General features: G+C 61.6%; 13 protein-coding genes. 2 read left to right on the top strand and 11 right to left on the bottom strand.

Translation table 11 applies throughout. The features are described 5' to 3' along the window. Positions 1–160: 160 nt before the first annotated feature. From V3330_RS08325 to V3330_RS08275, 11 genes are all read right to left on the bottom strand, one after another. Positions 161–403, bottom strand: a complete 243-nt coding sequence (locus V3330_RS08325; protein ID WP_354694936.1) for a hypothetical protein — start codon at positions 401–403, stop codon at positions 161–163. Positions 404–494: 91 nt separating this feature from the next. Beyond that, the gene (locus V3330_RS08320; RefSeq protein ID WP_354694935.1) at positions 495–1,475 is read right to left on the bottom strand and encodes a helix-turn-helix transcriptional regulator; all 981 of its coding nucleotides are present in this window, start codon (positions 1,473–1,475) and stop codon (positions 495–497) included. A 37-nt stretch (positions 1,476–1,512) separates the two neighbouring features. After that, positions 1,513–2,928 carry a glutamate--tRNA ligase gene (gltX, locus tag V3330_RS08315; RefSeq protein ID WP_354694934.1) on the bottom strand — a complete coding sequence of 472 codons (1,416 nt, stop codon included), beginning with the start codon at positions 2,926–2,928 and terminating at the stop codon, positions 1,513–1,515. A 113-nt stretch (positions 2,929–3,041) separates the two neighbouring features. Further along, positions 3,042–5,186 carry a type IV pilus modification PilV family protein gene (locus V3330_RS08310; protein ID WP_354694933.1) on the bottom strand — a complete coding sequence of 715 codons (2,145 nt, stop codon included), beginning with the start codon at positions 5,184–5,186 and terminating at the stop codon, positions 3,042–3,044. A 14-nt stretch (positions 5,187–5,200) separates the two neighbouring features. Beyond that, positions 5,201–6,691, bottom strand: a complete 1,491-nt coding sequence (locus V3330_RS08305) for a hypothetical protein (protein WP_354694932.1) — start codon at positions 6,689–6,691, stop codon at positions 5,201–5,203. 40 nt (positions 6,692–6,731) lie between these two features. Beyond that, positions 6,732–7,430, bottom strand: a complete 699-nt coding sequence (locus V3330_RS08300) for a PilW family protein (protein WP_354694931.1) — start codon at positions 7,428–7,430, stop codon at positions 6,732–6,734. Continuing rightward, on the bottom strand, positions 7,430–8,077 hold the full coding sequence (locus V3330_RS08295) for a GspH/FimT family pseudopilin (protein WP_354694930.1): 648 nt from the start codon (positions 8,075–8,077) through the stop codon (positions 7,430–7,432). The genes V3330_RS08300 and V3330_RS08295 overlap by 1 nt, the downstream gene beginning before the upstream one ends. A 370-nt stretch (positions 8,078–8,447) precedes the next feature. Continuing rightward, on the bottom strand, positions 8,448–10,541 hold the full coding sequence (locus tag V3330_RS08290) for a type IV pilus modification PilV family protein (RefSeq protein ID WP_354694929.1): 2,094 nt from the start codon (positions 10,539–10,541) through the stop codon (positions 8,448–8,450). Between the two features lie 13 nt (positions 10,542–10,554). Further along, positions 10,555–12,099, bottom strand: a complete 1,545-nt coding sequence (locus tag V3330_RS08285) for a pilus assembly PilX family protein (RefSeq protein ID WP_354694928.1) — start codon at positions 12,097–12,099, stop codon at positions 10,555–10,557. 51 nt (positions 12,100–12,150) lie between these two features. After that, entirely contained in the window at positions 12,151–12,870 is a 720-nt protein-coding gene (locus tag V3330_RS08280; RefSeq protein ID WP_354694927.1) for a PilW family protein, read from the bottom strand. Beyond that, on the bottom strand, positions 12,864–13,472 hold the full coding sequence (locus V3330_RS08275; protein WP_354694926.1) for a GspH/FimT family pseudopilin: 609 nt from the start codon (positions 13,470–13,472) through the stop codon (positions 12,864–12,866). The genes V3330_RS08280 and V3330_RS08275 overlap by 7 nt, the downstream gene beginning before the upstream one ends. Positions 13,473–13,658: 186 nt before the next feature. Here V3330_RS08275 and V3330_RS08270 point away from each other — a divergent pair, with 186 nt between their 5' ends. Both V3330_RS08270 and mltF read left to right on the top strand, forming a co-directional pair. Continuing rightward, positions 13,659–14,087 carry a type IV pilin protein gene (locus V3330_RS08270; protein WP_354694925.1) on the top strand — a complete coding sequence of 143 codons (429 nt, stop codon included), beginning with the start codon at positions 13,659–13,661 and terminating at the stop codon, positions 14,085–14,087. Positions 14,088–14,202: 115 nt separating this feature from the next. Next, on the top strand, positions 14,203–15,657 hold the full coding sequence (mltF, locus tag V3330_RS08265) for a membrane-bound lytic murein transglycosylase MltF (RefSeq protein WP_354694924.1): 1,455 nt from the start codon (positions 14,203–14,205) through the stop codon (positions 15,655–15,657). The last annotated feature ends 4 nt before the right edge of the window (positions 15,658–15,661 follow it).

Genomic DNA, 15,661 nt, shown 5'->3' with positions numbered 1-15,661 from the left:
GGTTTCAGCAAAGTGTCGCGCCTTCGCTTCCCTTCTTCACAGCCCGACTCCGTCGGGTTGTGAAACCGGCTGCGCTCGGGCGAGAAGAAACCGCGGGCGGCGGAGAGGTGCCGCCCGCGGAGCGCCCGGGAATTGCAGGTGGCGATCCGCCTTCCGGGATTCAGGAAATCAGGGTGGCGATGGTTGGCAACAACAGCCAGCAGCAACCGATAAGCGCGATGAATCCGGCTGCGTTTGCCACGACGCCTGCGCTGGTGCGCAGGCCCTGTGCCCATGACGCGCTCCGGCGTTTGGCTGGCGAATGTGCCGGGCTGGCCTGAGCCTCGCGTTGTACGCGGCTGGCCGGGATGGCTGGTTCGGGGCTGGCGCCGGGCGCCAGGAACAGCAGGAATGAGTGAATCATCGCGGAACCTGTGGTCTGTCAATGCTTGCAGACCATTGAATCAGGTCGGGTTCTCAAAGCATGAGAACCGCGAAATATCGGCGGGCGCTGTTCAGTCGTCCGGAGCGTCGTAGCGCTGCGCGGTCCGGCGGGCAGCGGCGGCCACCGCTTCACGCAGAAAATCCGGAGCCCTGACCTCGACGTCAGGACCGTAGCGCAGAATGTCCATGGTGAGTTCCCGGGCGCTGCTGAACGGCAGGCGCAGCACCCAGCGCCCTTCCCCGTCGAATTCGCCCTGCTGATCCGGATGCCAAACCTCTTCGGCCACCCAGCGTGACATTTCCGGGGTGAAACGCAGTTCAGCCGTGTGTTCAGCCGGGCCGGAGAAAATACCGTAGGATCGATCGAAGTGTTCCGCCAGGGCCCCGGCGGGAACATCCCGGGCCGGTTCATCCAGCCGTTTCTGCTCGCGAATGCGTTCCAGCGCAAAGCTCCGCAGCCCTTTCGCCTGGTGGCACCAGGCGTCGAGATACCAGGCGTTGCGGTACTGCGTCAGCCGCTGGGGTGAAACCGTTCGTTCGCTAACTTCGTCGCGCCGCCGGCCGTGGTAGCGCAGGAACAGTCGCTGCCGCTCCAGCAGGGCCCCGAGCACATCCTGGAACATGCGCGCCGGCACCACCCGGCCGGCCACGTGTTGAATGTGGATGCGGCTGTCACCACTGTCGGTGTCCACGCCCTTTTGGCGCAGCAGTGCCGATATTCGGCCCTGCAGGGACTGCAATTCCCCTTCCAGCAATCCGGGTTGCACGTTGGACAGAACCTGGCGGGCCGTCAGCAGGGCCTGAAGTTCCGCCGGGCTGATCCAGATGCCCGGCAGGTCGAAGGGCTGCTCCAGGCTGCGGTCGTAGTAGAAACCGCGGGATTCCGGGTCCTGTTCGATCGGCGCGCCCAGATAGTCGCGCAATTCGGCCACCAGGCGGTACAGGGTCGCCTGCGAACACTCCAGCCGCTCCATCAAATCCTGCCGGGAAATGGGCGTGCGGCGCTGCTGCAGAATGTTGTGCAGGTGATACAGACGTTCGACCTTGGACACCTTCCGCTCCCGCGCTCAGACCGTTTTGCACACCGGCTCAGGCACCGGCGGCGGCCCGGGCCAGGATGAACTGCAACGCCCGCTCGATGCGCCTCAGGCTGCGCTCCCGACCGGTCAGCCACAGAGTCTTGTCAATGGACGGCGAAGCCGCCGTGCCGGTCAGCGCCACCCGCAGGGGCTGGGCCACTTTACCCATGCCCACTTCCAGTTCCCCGGCGACCCCCCGGATCGCCTGATCCAGACTCTCGGGTTCCCACCGCGCCAGGTCCTCCAGGCTGTTGCCGAGGGCGCGCATGACCGGCTCGGCCACCGGCCGCAGGTGCTTTTTCGCCGCCCCCGCGTCGTAGTCCCCGAAGTCCTCGTAGAACACCCGGCTGGCGTCCACCATTTCGCGCAGGGTCTTGACCCGGTCGGCCTGGACCCCGATCAGCGCCTCCAGGCCGGGGCCGCTTTCGGGGTCGATTCCCGCCTTCTCGAAATGCCAACGCAGATGACGCGCCACTTCCGCTGCCGGCAGGGAGCGCATGTAGTGCTGGTTGAGCCAGTCGAGTTTGTCGCTATCAAAAGCCGCCGCCTTGCGGTTGACGTTGGCGATATCGAAGGCCGCCACCATCTCCTCCCGGCTGAATACCTCCTGGTCACCGTGCGACCAGCCCAGACGCACCAGGTAGTTGGTCAGTGCCTGGGGCAGGTAGCCGTCGTCGCGGTACTGGAGCACGCTCACCGCCCCGTGGCGTTTCGACAGACGCGCGCCATCGTCGCCCAGGATCATCGGCACGTGGGCAAATTCGGGAAGCGCCGCGCCCAACGCCTCGTAAATATTGATCTGCCGGGGGGTGTTGTTGATGTGATCGTCCCCGCGAATCACCAGGGACACGGCCATGTCGGCGTCGTCGACCACCACCGTGAAGTTGTAGGTCGGGGAACCGTCCGGCCGCGCGATGATCAGGTCATCCAGTTCGTCGTTGGAAATGGTGATCGGGCCGCGTACCCGGTCGTCCCACGATACAACGCCGTCCCGCGGATTACGGAACCGCACCACGGGCTTCACCCCTTTCGGGGTGTCTTCGCGATCGCGGCAGAGGCCGTCGTAACGCGGCTTGAGCCCCTGCGCCATCTGCTCTTCGCGCAAATCCTCCAGGCGCTCCTTCGAACAGTAGCAATGATAGGCCTTGCCTTCATCCAGCAACCGCCGGGTGACTTCCGCGTAGCGATCGAAGCGTTGGGTCTGGTAAAACGGCCCCTCGTCGTAATCGAGGCCCAGCCAGTCCATGCCGTCGAGAATGGCCTGCACGGACTCCGGGGTGGAGCGCTCGAGGTCGGTATCCTCGATACGCAGGATGAAAATGCCGCCGGCGGCACGCGCCTGCAGATAGCAGAACAACGCCGTGCGGGCGCCGCCCACGTGCAGAAAACCGGTGGGACTGGGGGCGAATCGGGTACGAACCGTCACAGGAGCTCCAAAAAAATTGCCGCCTCGAATGAGGCGGCAATTCTAGCAGATGCCTGAGCACCCGCGGTGCCTGGGCATGGCCGAAGCCTCCCGGCCCGCGTTTCGGATCTGCGTCAGCAGGAATCCTGCTTGATGACGATGTCCGCGCCGCTGACGTCGGACTTCGGCAGAGTGAACCGGGTCCAGTTCTGGGTCGGATCGGATCCGCTGTGATTGGTTCCCTGGATCACCAGAGTATCGCTGCAGGCCACCAGAATCTTGTTGCGCTTGAAGTAGTTGTACACCTTGATCCGGGGATTGTTGGCGCCGGTCGGGACCACGCACTCGAAGCCGACGCTGGTCCGGTCGCATTGCGCTTCGGAGACTTCGATTTCCACGTCAGCGGCTTTCACCCCGCCCACGGCGGACAGGATGCTGCCGGAAACATCGAATCCACTGGTTGGCGGCGGCGGCGTGGACGTCGCGGCCAGGGCGTACATGTCGTAATCGCGCAGATTACCAGCGTACCAGGGATCGATGGGGTCGGTCGCGGTCAGGCCGAGATTGCCCCGGTGCGATTCCGCATTGATCTCGGAATAACCGTAACCGCTGGTCAGGTCCGCGAACCCCCGGCTGTGGGTATTGTTGTCACGCACCGCTTCGTTGGTCACGTCAACCGGGTTGTTGTTGGGGGTCTCGGTCCAGCGCGCCAGCCAAGTCAACTGGACATCGTAGAACGGAATTACCTCCAGCGGAGAGTTCGCGCCCTCAACACCACATTCGGAACCACTGCCACCGTCGTCCATGCACGAAACGATGTCTCTCAATACGTCGCTCATGTAGTCGATATAAATGCCGCGATTACGCAACTGCTGGTTCGCACGGGAACTCGACATGGTCGTCGCATTCTGCTGCTGACTGGCCGGGAACGTGACGGGCTCCGCCATATCCTGAGGCTGCATCAGGGTCGGCGGACTCTGCTCGTAGCCGTTGCCCGTGGCATCCTTGAAAATCGACACCGCGTCAGTCACGTACTGAGAATACTCTTCGATCTCCGCGTCTTCATCCAGGTAGTCGTCCGGGAAGCTGTTGTTGCCTTCCTGGCGCAGGTCCTGGGCGACCCGGAAGAAACCGTCCTTGCGCACCAGCCGGCAGGCTTCGACGTAGGTGTTGCCGACTGTCGCCAGGGTGAGCGTCCCGTTGTTCGAGCGCCGGTAGTGCTTGTGATCGCCGATCAGGCCCGTCTGGCCGTCCGCTGACGTCCAGTACTGGCTGGACGGGCGGAACGGGTCGGTCAGCGACCGCCCCGGATCGTTTACGTCGTCCTGGGTGCCCGTGCCCCCATCATGATGATCCCGGCAGCAGATGGAACAGAAATCGGACTGCTGGTTGTTGGCGCTGACGCCGTAGGGTTTGGCCACCCATTCCCCTTCCGTGTAATCGGTGCCGTTCCAGATCGTGGGCCGCAAACCGCCGTCCCCCGGATCGGTCGCCGCGCGCAGGGTGCATTCGCAACTGACGGCGCGGAATTCCTCACGCCGAAGAAAGGTCGCGCCCTCATCGCTCTGCGAGTAGGTCACAACATCGAACGACGTCTCCACCAGTTCATCCGACCGAATCACATCGGGCAACGGCGTGGTGGATTCCTTGAAACGGTTGTCGCCGAGCTTGATCGACACGATGTCCGGATTCTGGCCCGGCGTGTAGTCGACCGGAGGTCCGTACAGCTCGTTGGTGGTGCTGTTCAAAACCACCTTGCCGCCGGATGGCGATGTGATCGAGGAGATCATGTCGGTCAGCACGATCGTTCCGGTGCCGATGTCTCCGGAAACTTCGTCCTCATCGATCTGGAAGGTTTGACCAGACCCCCAGGTGACCGCCAACTGCAACCGCTTGAGATCCGCATTGACGATGGTGCTGTTGGGCTTGGACGTGCTGAACGAACCGGTGGCCGGATTGTAGTAGTAATCCGTAACGGTCGAAGCCACGGTGTAATTGATGCCACCCCGGCTCTCGGTACGGGTTCCGCTGACGATGTTGTTGAAGGCGTTTGCGCCCGGCCCGCCGGTGACCTGCACGAACGTTCGCGCCGCCTCGATGGTCTCCTCGGCGATGTTGATCGCAACCGTGCGCGCATTGGAGTCGGCGCTGCCTTTGCTGAGGTTGCCCTGCAACTGCGCCAGGGCCATGATGCCAACGGCGAAAATAACGATGCCGACCAGAACTTCAAGCAAGGTCGTACCGGCCTGATTGCGCATCCGTGTGCTGCTAATGTTCATTTCCGTGTCCTTGGTTAGCGCCAGTCCGGATGGAAGTCCGCCCATCCACCGATGACGTTGCCGAGACCACCACCGCCGGTGGCGTCGCCAATGGTGTTTTCGTTGTAAACCACCTGGAAGGTACCCTGGTAGCTGCCCAGTGTGGCATCGACGATAACCTGGCCGTAGATCGTGTTATTGCCATTCGAATACAGGGTGGCGTTGGATTTCTCGGTATCGGAGATATAGACGACACCGTATACCTGCGCGCCGCCGTTGAAGCGCGTCTCCGTCGCTGCTGAAATCAGCAGCACCGGTGCGTCCGGCGATCCTACGGTGGTGTTCGAGTTAACGCGACATTCGGCGCCGCTGATCCAGTAGATCCCGTTCGAATTGGGCCCCAGAGTAGAGCAGTCGCTCAGAACCTGTGAGAAGCCCTTGACGATTTCGTAGTTGGTCCTCGGCACACCGAAATAGAACTTGAACAGGTCACAGGGAAAGTTCTCATCCTGGACCAGATCGATGCCGAGAGTGTCGGAGGTCCCATGCGTGTAACTGATGGATTCGGACTGACTGCAACTGCAGTTTCCGGGGCAGGCATAATCGTCAGGCATCTGGTCCACGCCATACCACTCGTGCATTTCGCAGGTTGCCCAGGAGCCACTGCTCGGGTCGATGATCGATCCGTCGGCATTGCAACTCGTATTGGCGTTCATCCACACGGAAATCGGCACGCCCACGCCACCCGAGTTCGGGTTCGGGACGATTTCGGCCGTACCCGAGGGTGGAAAGGTGCTCTTGGTGACCAGGGGAACCGACGGTGCCTGCCCCCCGGCGGTTCCGCCGAAGTTCGACACCTGTTCACGCACCAGTGCCTCGGCGCGACAGGTCGTGCCGTCACAATCGGACTCGCCCCGGCCAAGCAGGGTGATCATGAAATGATCGCCGTCGACCACAGTCGTATCGGTGCTACAGCCCTGGACCGGCGTGACCGCGTCATAGTCGATGTCCAGAACACAGAGCAGCGCCTGCACGCTGGCCTGCTCGGTGGTTCCGGGAAGCAGTGTTTCGGTGTCGACCGGCACCTCGGTGGAGTTGGCAAACGAGTAGTAGTACAGATCGGAGCGGCGGTCCGGGTTGGGCTCACCGAAGCAGGGATGCGACCCGCTGCCCGACGACAGGTTCAAACCCGCGCCGCTGCACGGCTGCCAGCGTTCCGCGCCCGTGGACAGCCACCCGTCCGCGCCATTGGGCAACAGATCGGTCACGCTGGAGGCGACCAGCACCGAATTCGCCAGAAAATACTCCTTCGCATGCTGAATGGCTGACTCGGCCGCGTGAAACGCGCGTTTCTGCCTCAGGTCGTTGGAGGATATACGCTGATCGAACACGCCGACCCGCAACGCGAAAAACACCATCAGGGTCAACAGCAGGAGAATCAGAACGGCTGTAAACGTGGTCATCATGCCGGTCTGCCGCACGCCCCCCGCGGCGGAGCCGGATCGTTTTGCTTGCCTGGCATTCATGGGTTTGCCCTTCCCTGTGCTCGGATTCCGCCGCCGGGTTTCACAGCAGCAGGTCGTTACGTACGCTGATCACATCCTCGATCTCGCGCGTGATGTTGTCCGCGTGAAGCAACGCGGCCTGAATATTGAAGCGCAGCTTGCGAACACGCTGCGAAATGGTGTTGCCGGCCCCGTCGTCGTAAATCACTTCCGTGTAGGACAGTGCGTCGTCCACGTTGAAGGTGGTGATGTCCATGCTGTCGATGTTGGTCACGGCGGTCCAGTTCGCATCATTGGCCGCGCAGTTCGGCGAATTGTCGCCCGTCCACATCTCGACCACGCCCACGCCGCCCACCACTCTCCGACGGAATCCTCCGGCATCGTTCTCGGTGGAGTCGCCATCGTGATCCCGGTCGGTGAGAAAGGTGAAACAATCGTTGTTGTTGCTGACCGTGATATCACCCGGAAGGGTCACGCTGCCATCCGAGTAGCAATCATCGTTGCCGTAGCACAGCATGGCGTTGGCGTTGTAGCTGGTGCGTCGCACGTCGCGGGTCATCAACTGCATGGTATTGCGCAAATCGTCGCTGAGCTTGGTCATGTTGACGATGCGGGTCGTGCTGCCCAGGGAATTCGCCATCAGGGCGACCATCGCCGATGTCACGATCAGGCTGATGCTCATCGACACCACACCTTCCATCAGACTGAAACCGGCCTGGCGCCGCCGACTCGACATTCCCTTGCGTCCTTGCATGCTCATCAGGATGTTTCCTCGGTGATTTCCTGAACGGGGCAGACGGGGTAACCGGGAACATCGTGGCCATTGTCTTTGGAGCAGAGCACGACCTGACCGGTGTTGGAAACCCGAAGCTGCAGACGGTAGGACTCGTCGTCCGAGCGCATTTCGATGACCAGGGAATCATCGAGGTCGGTCATCAGACCGCGCACCGGATCAAAGGAATAGGCGCCGTCTCCGGACATCGACTGGACCAGGTCGTGGTTACCGGCATGGGTGTTGTTGATGATCCACGGCACGGAGTCGATCGCGCAGTAATCCGCTGACGCCGTATTGGTCTGTCCGCAATCGCAGGCCGTCGTTCCAAGCACGGCGCCGGCGCACCAGTCGTCGTCATCGGTGCGTTCGTAGGAGACCGTCAGCACCCGGTTTTTTTTGATGGATTCGCTTTGAGCGGAGTTGACAAAAGACATCAACTGCTCCGCACCATAGGTGAGTTGCCGTTTTTCGACCATTTCGCGGTACGAAGGAACGGCCAATGCCATGGCGATGGCGAGCAAAACCACGGACATCATCAATTCGATGATGCTGAAACCGGTCTGATGTGTTCGCGGGATCGTGGCGCGGGCAACCCTTCCCTGGGGTAATACTGTCAGCTTCCTGCTGTTCATGGCTTCCTGTCCTGCTAAGGCATTCACTCTTCCTGAGTACGCACATTATAAGACAGCGAATCGGACACCATCAGCCTCGGATGCACCGTTTGGTCACAAATTGACGCCGTTCGTCACCAAATTGCTCCCGGGCGCGGTATCTGGAGGCGTCCGGTTCGCCTCAACGGTGAAAAACCGGTCAGGAATTGCCGCTGTTTGTCAGCACAACAGTCCCGGACCGGGTGCCGGAGGCACCGGACCGGATGCAGGAACCAGGATTCGAACCGACGGTGCCGCTATTTGTCACCGAAACCGCCCCGGGAGGGGCGGTCTGGCCGTGACCGGCTGGAGACGGGGTCGGCCCCTTCGCACCAGGACCCCGGACCTGCCCTCAGGGGCAGGTCGCTGTGGTCACATTGACCACGATGGAGACATTGGAAGTCGTCGTGGTCGGCAGCGCGAAAGTCGTTGAATTGGCGCTGAGATTTCCACCCTGGGTGCAGCCGGTCATGGTGAGATCACCACTTTCAGCAACCAGCAACTTGTTCCTTTTGTAGTAATTACTGACCGTCAGGGTCGGCGATACCAGCAGAGGATCGTCGAGCACGCACTGGAAGGTGGTATTGGTCGGGCGGGTGCAATTGGCGCCGTTGCCGGTGACCGACGCGACCGCATTGCCGGCCTGGTTGGAATTGACCAGGGTTCCGGAAATGATCTTGCCCGTGGGCTGCGGCGGATTGGTCCCCAGCCCGGCCCGCATGTAGATGTAGGCATCGGAGTAGGCCGGCGAACTCAGGTTGGGGGCGATGCTGACCAGACCGTAGTTGCCGTCTTCGATCTTGCTGTCGCCCACCGAGGTGCCCTGCCCGGTACCGGCCAGTTCGGCCACGCCGCGGCTGTAACCGTTGTTGGCGATCTCTTCGTTGGTGATGTCGATGGGATCATCCGGCTGATTCTCGCTCCAACGCGCCAACTGGGTCACCTGCACATCGAAGAAAGGATACAGTTCCAGCGCGGACCCGGCCTGGGGTACTTCGCATTGCGTGCGATCGCCGGTACCGCCAATGTCGAAACAGTTCAGCAAGTTGGCCTGCAGTTGCGTGCTCACCAGGTCCGCGTAGATACCGCGCGAACGCAGTTGCTGGCTGTCTTGCAACAGCCCCGTCGGCAAGTCGGTCGGATTGGCGGTGTCCCTGCCGTCATAGCTCAGGTTATGGGCCCAGGGATCGTTGTTGGAGGGGTTCTGAAAGTGCTCGACAACAGCCGCCTTCACATAATCCGAATAGGCCGTGACCTCACCGGATTCATCCAGATAGTTTTCCGGGAAGGCGAGCTGACTCTCCAGGGTAAAGTCCTGGGCGACGCGGAAAAACCCATCCTTACGGACCATACGGCAGGCTTCGACGTAATCGCTGCCGGCACTGACCACCTGCAGCGCCCCCTGATTACTGCGGCTGTAATGCGGGTGATTACCGCTGGAAGACGGGCTGTCCGGAATGTAGGAATTCGGTCCGCCGGCCGTGTCGTGGTGATCCCGGCAGCAGACATCGCAATACTGGCTTTGCTGGTTGGAGGCGCTTTCACCGTACTGCTTGGCGACGAATTCGCCTTCGGCGTACTCGGCGCCGGTCCAGATGGTCGGCTGGCGTCCGTCCTCGCCGCTGCCACTGGGGTTGCGCAGGGTACAGTCGCAGCTTATCGCGACGAATTCCTCGCGCCGGATGAACACCGAGTTACTGTCGGTTGTCGAATAGGTCACCACGTCGAACCAGGTTTCCATCAGTTCGTCTCGGCGTACCACCACCGGTTCCGGCGTGGTCGATTCCTTGAACTTGTTGTCACCAATCTGGATGGCGATGATGTCCGGGTTCAGACCGGGGGTGTAGTCGACCGAAGGCCCACCCAGTTCGCCGTCACTTTCGCTGGCGACCTGGGCCGTGCCCAGCGGAGGAATCGACGGAATGATCTGGGTCACGACCAGGCTGCCGCTGCCCAGGCGGTTACCACCGGTGGATCCCGTATCGAAATTCGAGCCATCCCAGGTCACCGTCATTGTCACGTGCTTGAAATCCGGCACGCTGGTGTCCCACTCGGATGGAAGATCACCCACGTTGCTGGTCACGGTTTCCTGATCTTCGTCGAAATAATAGTTTTCGACGTCGATGTCGGCCGTGTACACGATGCCGCCACGGGTTTCGGTGATGGTTTGATCGACGATTTCCTGGAATTCAATGGTCGTGTTGGTGCCGTCCGCCGGGACCTTTTCGAAAGCGCGACGTTCCTCGATCAGTTCCTCGGCGAAGTTGGCCGCCACGGTGCGCAGGTTGGCGTCGGTGCTTGATCGGGTCAGATTGCCCTGCAGGTGCACCAGCGCCATCATGCCCACGATGAAGATAACGATGGCCAGCAGCACTTCGAGCAGCGTCGTACCCTGCTCGCGCCGCCGGACTTCGAATGAAGTTCCGAGTGTTTGGTAAGGTTTCATGCGCTGACGCTCCCTATTCCCAGGTGTCATGGAAATCCGCCCAGCCACCGGCGACGTTGCCGAATGCGCCGGTTTCCGTGACCGCCCGGATGAGGTTTTCGAGATAAACGACCTGGAAGGTTCCGTTGAAGTGCTCCATCACCGCATCCATCACGGCCGCGCCGTAAACGGTGCCGTGGCCGTTACCGGTGAATTCCGCATTGGCGTTGGCCGCATCGGAAACGAACAGAACCCCAAAGATTTCGGCACCGGCGGTGATCTTCGTATTTGCCACCAGTGAAATCAGCAGCACCGGGTTTTCCGCGGAGCCGATCTGGGTTTTGATGTCGCAACTGGCGCCAGTGATCCAGTAGACCCCTGCGGAATCGGAATCCAGCGAATCGCAACTCGTCAGCCGGTGGTCGATGGGTACCACGGCGTCCCGCACTTCCACGTAGCGCGCTTTCGGAATACCGAAGGTATACAGCCACAGATCGCACGGGAAATTCGGGTCGGGCACGATGTCGATGCCCATCTCGCGATTATTACCCTGGGCATAGGTCAACAGCCGATCGTCGTTCTTGCTGCACGAACAGTTGTTGGTCGGGCATTTGTAGTCGGACGGAAATTCCGAGGTCCCGTACCACTCGTGCCGTTCGCAGGTCGCATAGGATCCGCTGATGGGGCTGATCGGGTCGCCCGATAGCCGGCAGGCCGGATCCTGGTTGAGATTGACCCAGGACGAAATGGGCACGCCTTCACCGCCGCCGTTCGGATTCGGCACGATTTCGACCGTTCCGCTGAGCGGCACGTTGGTGCGCGCTGTCAAGGGCACGGCCGGACCGCCTTCGCCGGCTCCGGGACCAAAACTGCCGATTTTCTCCGAAACCAGGGCCTCGGCGCTGCAGTTCGCCCCGTTCCCGTCGCAATCCGCCTGGCCACGGGACAACAGGGTAATCATGTAATACCGGTTGTCCTGCTTGGCCGCATCGGTGGTGCAGCCGCGCACGATGGGATCCTGGGAGCGGTCGACTTCAAACATGCACAGGATCGCATAGAGTTCGACCCGATCGGTCGGATCGGAGGTTCCCAGGGCGTCGGGATCCAGCGGCAATTCCGCTTCGGTCAATGTGATGGCGTCGTTGGAATCGGCATCGATGCCGAAGAAGTAGCTGCCGTCCCGGAAACTGGTGCCGTTATACGCGGTGGTCGCGGATTCGGCGAAACAGGGGTGAGCGCCCTTGGTTCCTGAGGTCGCACCCGCGCAGGGATACCAGCGCTGGTCCGAGGTACCCGCTGCCATCCAGGCTCCGGTGCCAATCGACTTCACCACCTGGCCCGAATTGCGCAGCATGTACTGCTTGGCCTGTTGAATCGCCGAATCGGCTTTATGAAAGGCCACCTTCTGGCGCAGTTCATTGCTGGACTTGCGTTGCTCGAACACACCGGTCTGAACCGCGTACAACACCATTTCGGTGAGCAGGATCAGGATCAACACGGCGCTGAATATCGTGATTCCCCCGGCCTGGCGCCGGCGGCCGCAAATCTGTCGCACCATTCGGTCTGCAGTTGTCATCATGTTTCTGTCCTCTGATCGGCGCGCAACAGGCGCGCGCCGATTCGATTCGCCCTAGACCTTGGAGATCAGGTCGTTGCGAACCTTGATCTCGTCCTGGATCGTGCGCGTAATCGAATTTTCGCGCACCAGCCGACCCTGGATCTCCACCACGACGCGGCGGCTGCGCTGATTCACGGTGCTGCCGTCCTCGTTCGGAAAGGAAATCACGAAGGAGTCGCTGTCGTCGATGTTGAAACGGGTTACGTCGACAAAGGACGGATCGGTTACGCCCACCCAATTGGCATTGGACGCCGCACAGTTTGGGGAACTGTTCCCAATCCACATCTCGACCAGGCCCACCCCGTTGACCACCCGGCGACGAAACGCGCCTGCATCATCGGTGCTGGCGTTACCGTCCCGGTTGCGGTCCAGGTTGAAGGTCACGCAGGAGTTGTTGACGATGGTGATGTCCGGTGACTGTGTCGCCGACCCGTCAATGCCACAATCGCTGTTGGCGTAGCAGTAGGCGGCGTTGGCCGAATAGTTGGCCCGGCGCAGATCCCGGCTGAGCATGCTCATGGTGTTGCGCAACTCGTCGGTCAGCTGGGTCATCTGAATGACCTTGGAGGCCGTACCCAGTGAATTCGACATCAGCACCACCATGGCGGAGGTGACGAACATGCTGAGGCCCAGGGCAATCATCGACTCGATCAGAGTCATGCCGGCCTGGCGGCGCAGCCCGCTGACGCGGGCCGGCCCACCGTTCCCTTGCACTGACTGGTTGTTCAACATGACGCGTACCCCGGCACTTTCTTGGACGAGTCGCTGGAGCAGATCTTGACCCGGCCGGTTGCTGAAACGTCGACGTCGAGCGCGTACTTGCCGCGGCTCGAAGCCAAATGAAGCTTGGCCGCGTCGGTGTGGTCGATCATCAGACCACGCACCGGGTCGAACACGAAAGCACCGTCGCCGGTCGTGCCACTCATGACCCCGGGGTAATTCAGGCTGCTGCTCTGCAGTACCCGCAGCTCACCGTCCACGGTGCACGAGTCGGAATCCGTGATGTCGGTGACGGTGCAGTCGCAGGTCGCGGCCGCATTGTCCAGGCCAACGCACCACGAATCGACTGCGGCACGCGCATAACGGACCGCGATGGGTTCGTTACGCTTGACCGACTCGATCTGCACAGAGCTGAGAAAAGCGCTGATCTGTTCGGCGGCACTGGTGACCTGGCGTTTCTCCAGGACGGTCCGATAAGACGGCAGTGCCAGTGAAGTTATGATGGCGAGGACAGCCAGGGTGATCATCAATTCAATCACCGTGAAGCCTCGATGAGCGGAAAATCCTTTTCCAGTGTTTCGCGGGTCCCTCCTGATCGATGCCGGTATTGGCATATCGCACCTCAGGAGCATATGATGGAAAACGTGATCGTCAGTATAGGAGGCGTCCCACTGCGGCAACAGGGCACGAGCGACCGCTCATCCCTGCAATTTCGCCGCCGGTCCGGCAACCACCGCTCCCGCACCCCAATTCAGGAAGAATCAGGTGACATCATGAACATATTCAACGGATTCAAGCCCATGAATCGCCGGACTGAACGCGGCATCAAACACGGCCGCAGGCAACGCGGCATGACGATGATCGAACTGATGATCGTTCTGGTTGTGATCGCCATCCTCATCGCCCTGGCCTATCCCTCCTACGTGGACTACGTGCGCAAGGCCCGCCGCGGCGAAGCCCAGCAACTGTTGTTGAACTGGGCCATCAATCAGGAAATCTTCCGGTCCAACAACACCACTTACGCGGCGGACAACAACGCCAATCTGCCCAAGCCCGACCACGCCAACTACAATTTCAGCACTCCGGCGACTCCCACGGCGACGGCTTACCAATTACAGGCGGTCGCCCAGGGTGACCAGGCCAAGGACAAGACCCGGGACGGAACGTCATGTACGACCCTGACCATCAACCAGGCCGGCACCAAGACCCCCGCGGGCTGCTGGGACTGACTGACGTGCGCGTGCCTCCGCGTCGGTGACCGAGCCGCCGGTGCCTGCAGTGGCCGGCGCCCGGAACCGTGGGCCAGCACTTCCGCCACGAATCCTGAGCCACACCAGGCGTTATTTGCTGGGGGCGGTTTCCCTGATCCTGCTGTATTCCGGCGACGATCGCCCCTCCGTGCTCGACCAGGTCGAACAACGTGGCAGCCTCACCGTTCTGACCCGTAACGGCGCCAGCAGCTATTACCTCGGAGCGGACGGCCCGACCGGTCCGGAATATGAACTCGCCCGTGCTTTCAGTGAATATCTCGGTGTGAACCTCGAACTCAAGGTCGCCGACGCGTTCAGCCATCTGGCGCAGGACCTGACCGCTGGCCGCGGCGACCTGATTGCCGCCAATCTCAGCCGGACCCGGCGGCGGGAATTCCAGTTCAATTTCGGCCCCGACTACCTGGAAACCGAAATTCTGGCGGTTACCCGCCGGCGCGGCGCGAACATCGGTTCCCTGGCCGACCTGGCCGGCCGGTCGGTCATGGTGATCGGCGGCTCGAGCTACGAGGAGGCTCTGCAGCAGGCGCGGGAACAGGTTCCCGGCCTGACCTGGGAGGCGCGTGACGATGTCGGCATCGAAGACCTGCTCCAGGCCGTGTCCGACGGCGCCGTGGATGCGACCCTGATCGACTCGACGATTTTCCGTATCAACCGGTCGTTCTATCCGCGTTTGCGAATCGCATTCACACTGCCCGGAAGCGTTCCGCATGCATGGGCCTTCGCACCCGGGCCGGACGACAGCCTGGCGCAGAAGGCACGGGCCTTTTTTCTGCAGGTCCGTGAAGACGGGCGGCTCGCGGAGGTTCTCGACCGTTTCTACGTGGATGTCGAGCGTCTCGGCCAGTTCGACATGTTCCACTTTCTCGAACGCGTGCGCGATCGCCTGCCGCTGTTGATCGAGGCGTTTCGCGAAGCCGGAGAGGTATACGACATGGACTGGCGCCTGCTCGCCGCGGTCGGTTACCAGGAATCGCAATGGGATCCCGAGGCGTCCTCCTACACCGGGGTACGCGGCATCATGATGCTGACCGAACAAACCGCCAAACAGCTAGGAGTCGCCGACCGGCTCGACCCCGACCAGAGCATCGACGGCGGCGCCCGTTACCTGCGACGCCTGCATGATCGCCTGCCGGACCGGATCGCGGATGCCGATCGCATGTGGATGGCCCTGGCGGCCTACAACCTGGGCATGGGCCACCTGCGTGATGCCCGCCGGCTCACCCAGAAGCGCGGATTCGACCCCGACCGCTGGGCCGATGTGCGGCAATCGCTCGATTTGCTCAGCCAGGAAAAGTGGCATTCCCAAACGCGCCATGGCTACGCCCGCGGTTTCGAAGCGAAACAGTTCGTGGCCAATATCCAGCGTTATTTCGAGATTCTGACGTGGATGGACACCCGGGAGCACCCCCTGCTGGTAACCCAGCGGCACTCCGCACCGGACGTCTTTTTCACATCGGAAGCCTACGGCGCCGCACCCCGCCGCCAGACCGACGCCAGCGCGCCACCCGAAGAGTCCGGAGCACCCTAGGTCT

The sequence above is a fragment of the Elongatibacter sediminis genome (assembly GCF_037892215.1).
Lineage (GTDB): Bacteria > Pseudomonadota > Gammaproteobacteria > Xanthomonadales > SZUA-36 > Elongatibacter > Elongatibacter sediminis.
The sequence above is the reverse complement of the archived record's forward strand: the minus strand, read 5'-3'. Positions and strand labels throughout refer to the sequence as shown.

What these genes read in the sequence shown, in the direction of transcription:
- V3330_RS08275 (WP_354694926.1), bottom strand. Translation starts at nt 13,472, where the DNA reads ATGCCAATACCGGCATCGATCAGGAGGGACCCGCGAAACACTGGAAAA.
- V3330_RS08325 (WP_354694936.1), bottom strand. Translation starts at nt 403, where the DNA reads ATGATTCACTCATTCCTGCTGTTCCTGGCGCCCGGCGCCAGCCCCGAA.
- V3330_RS08310 (WP_354694933.1), bottom strand. Translation starts at nt 5,186, where the DNA reads ATGAACATTAGCAGCACACGGATGCGCAATCAGGCCGGTACGACCTTG.
- V3330_RS08305 (WP_354694932.1), bottom strand. Translation starts at nt 6,691, where the DNA reads ATGAATGCCAGGCAAGCAAAACGATCCGGCTCCGCCGCGGGGGGCGTG.
- V3330_RS08270 (WP_354694925.1), top strand. Translation starts at nt 13,659, where the DNA reads ATGAATCGCCGGACTGAACGCGGCATCAAACACGGCCGCAGGCAACGC.
- V3330_RS08300 (WP_354694931.1), bottom strand. Translation starts at nt 7,430, where the DNA reads ATGAGCATGCAAGGACGCAAGGGAATGTCGAGTCGGCGGCGCCAGGCC.
- V3330_RS08285 (WP_354694928.1), bottom strand. Translation starts at nt 12,099, where the DNA reads ATGATGACAACTGCAGACCGAATGGTGCGACAGATTTGCGGCCGCCGG.
- V3330_RS08290 (WP_354694929.1), bottom strand. Translation starts at nt 10,541, where the DNA reads ATGAAACCTTACCAAACACTCGGAACTTCATTCGAAGTCCGGCGGCGC.
- V3330_RS08295 (WP_354694930.1), bottom strand. Translation starts at nt 8,077, where the DNA reads ATGAACAGCAGGAAGCTGACAGTATTACCCCAGGGAAGGGTTGCCCGC.
- V3330_RS08280 (WP_354694927.1), bottom strand. Translation starts at nt 12,870, where the DNA reads ATGTTGAACAACCAGTCAGTGCAAGGGAACGGTGGGCCGGCCCGCGTC.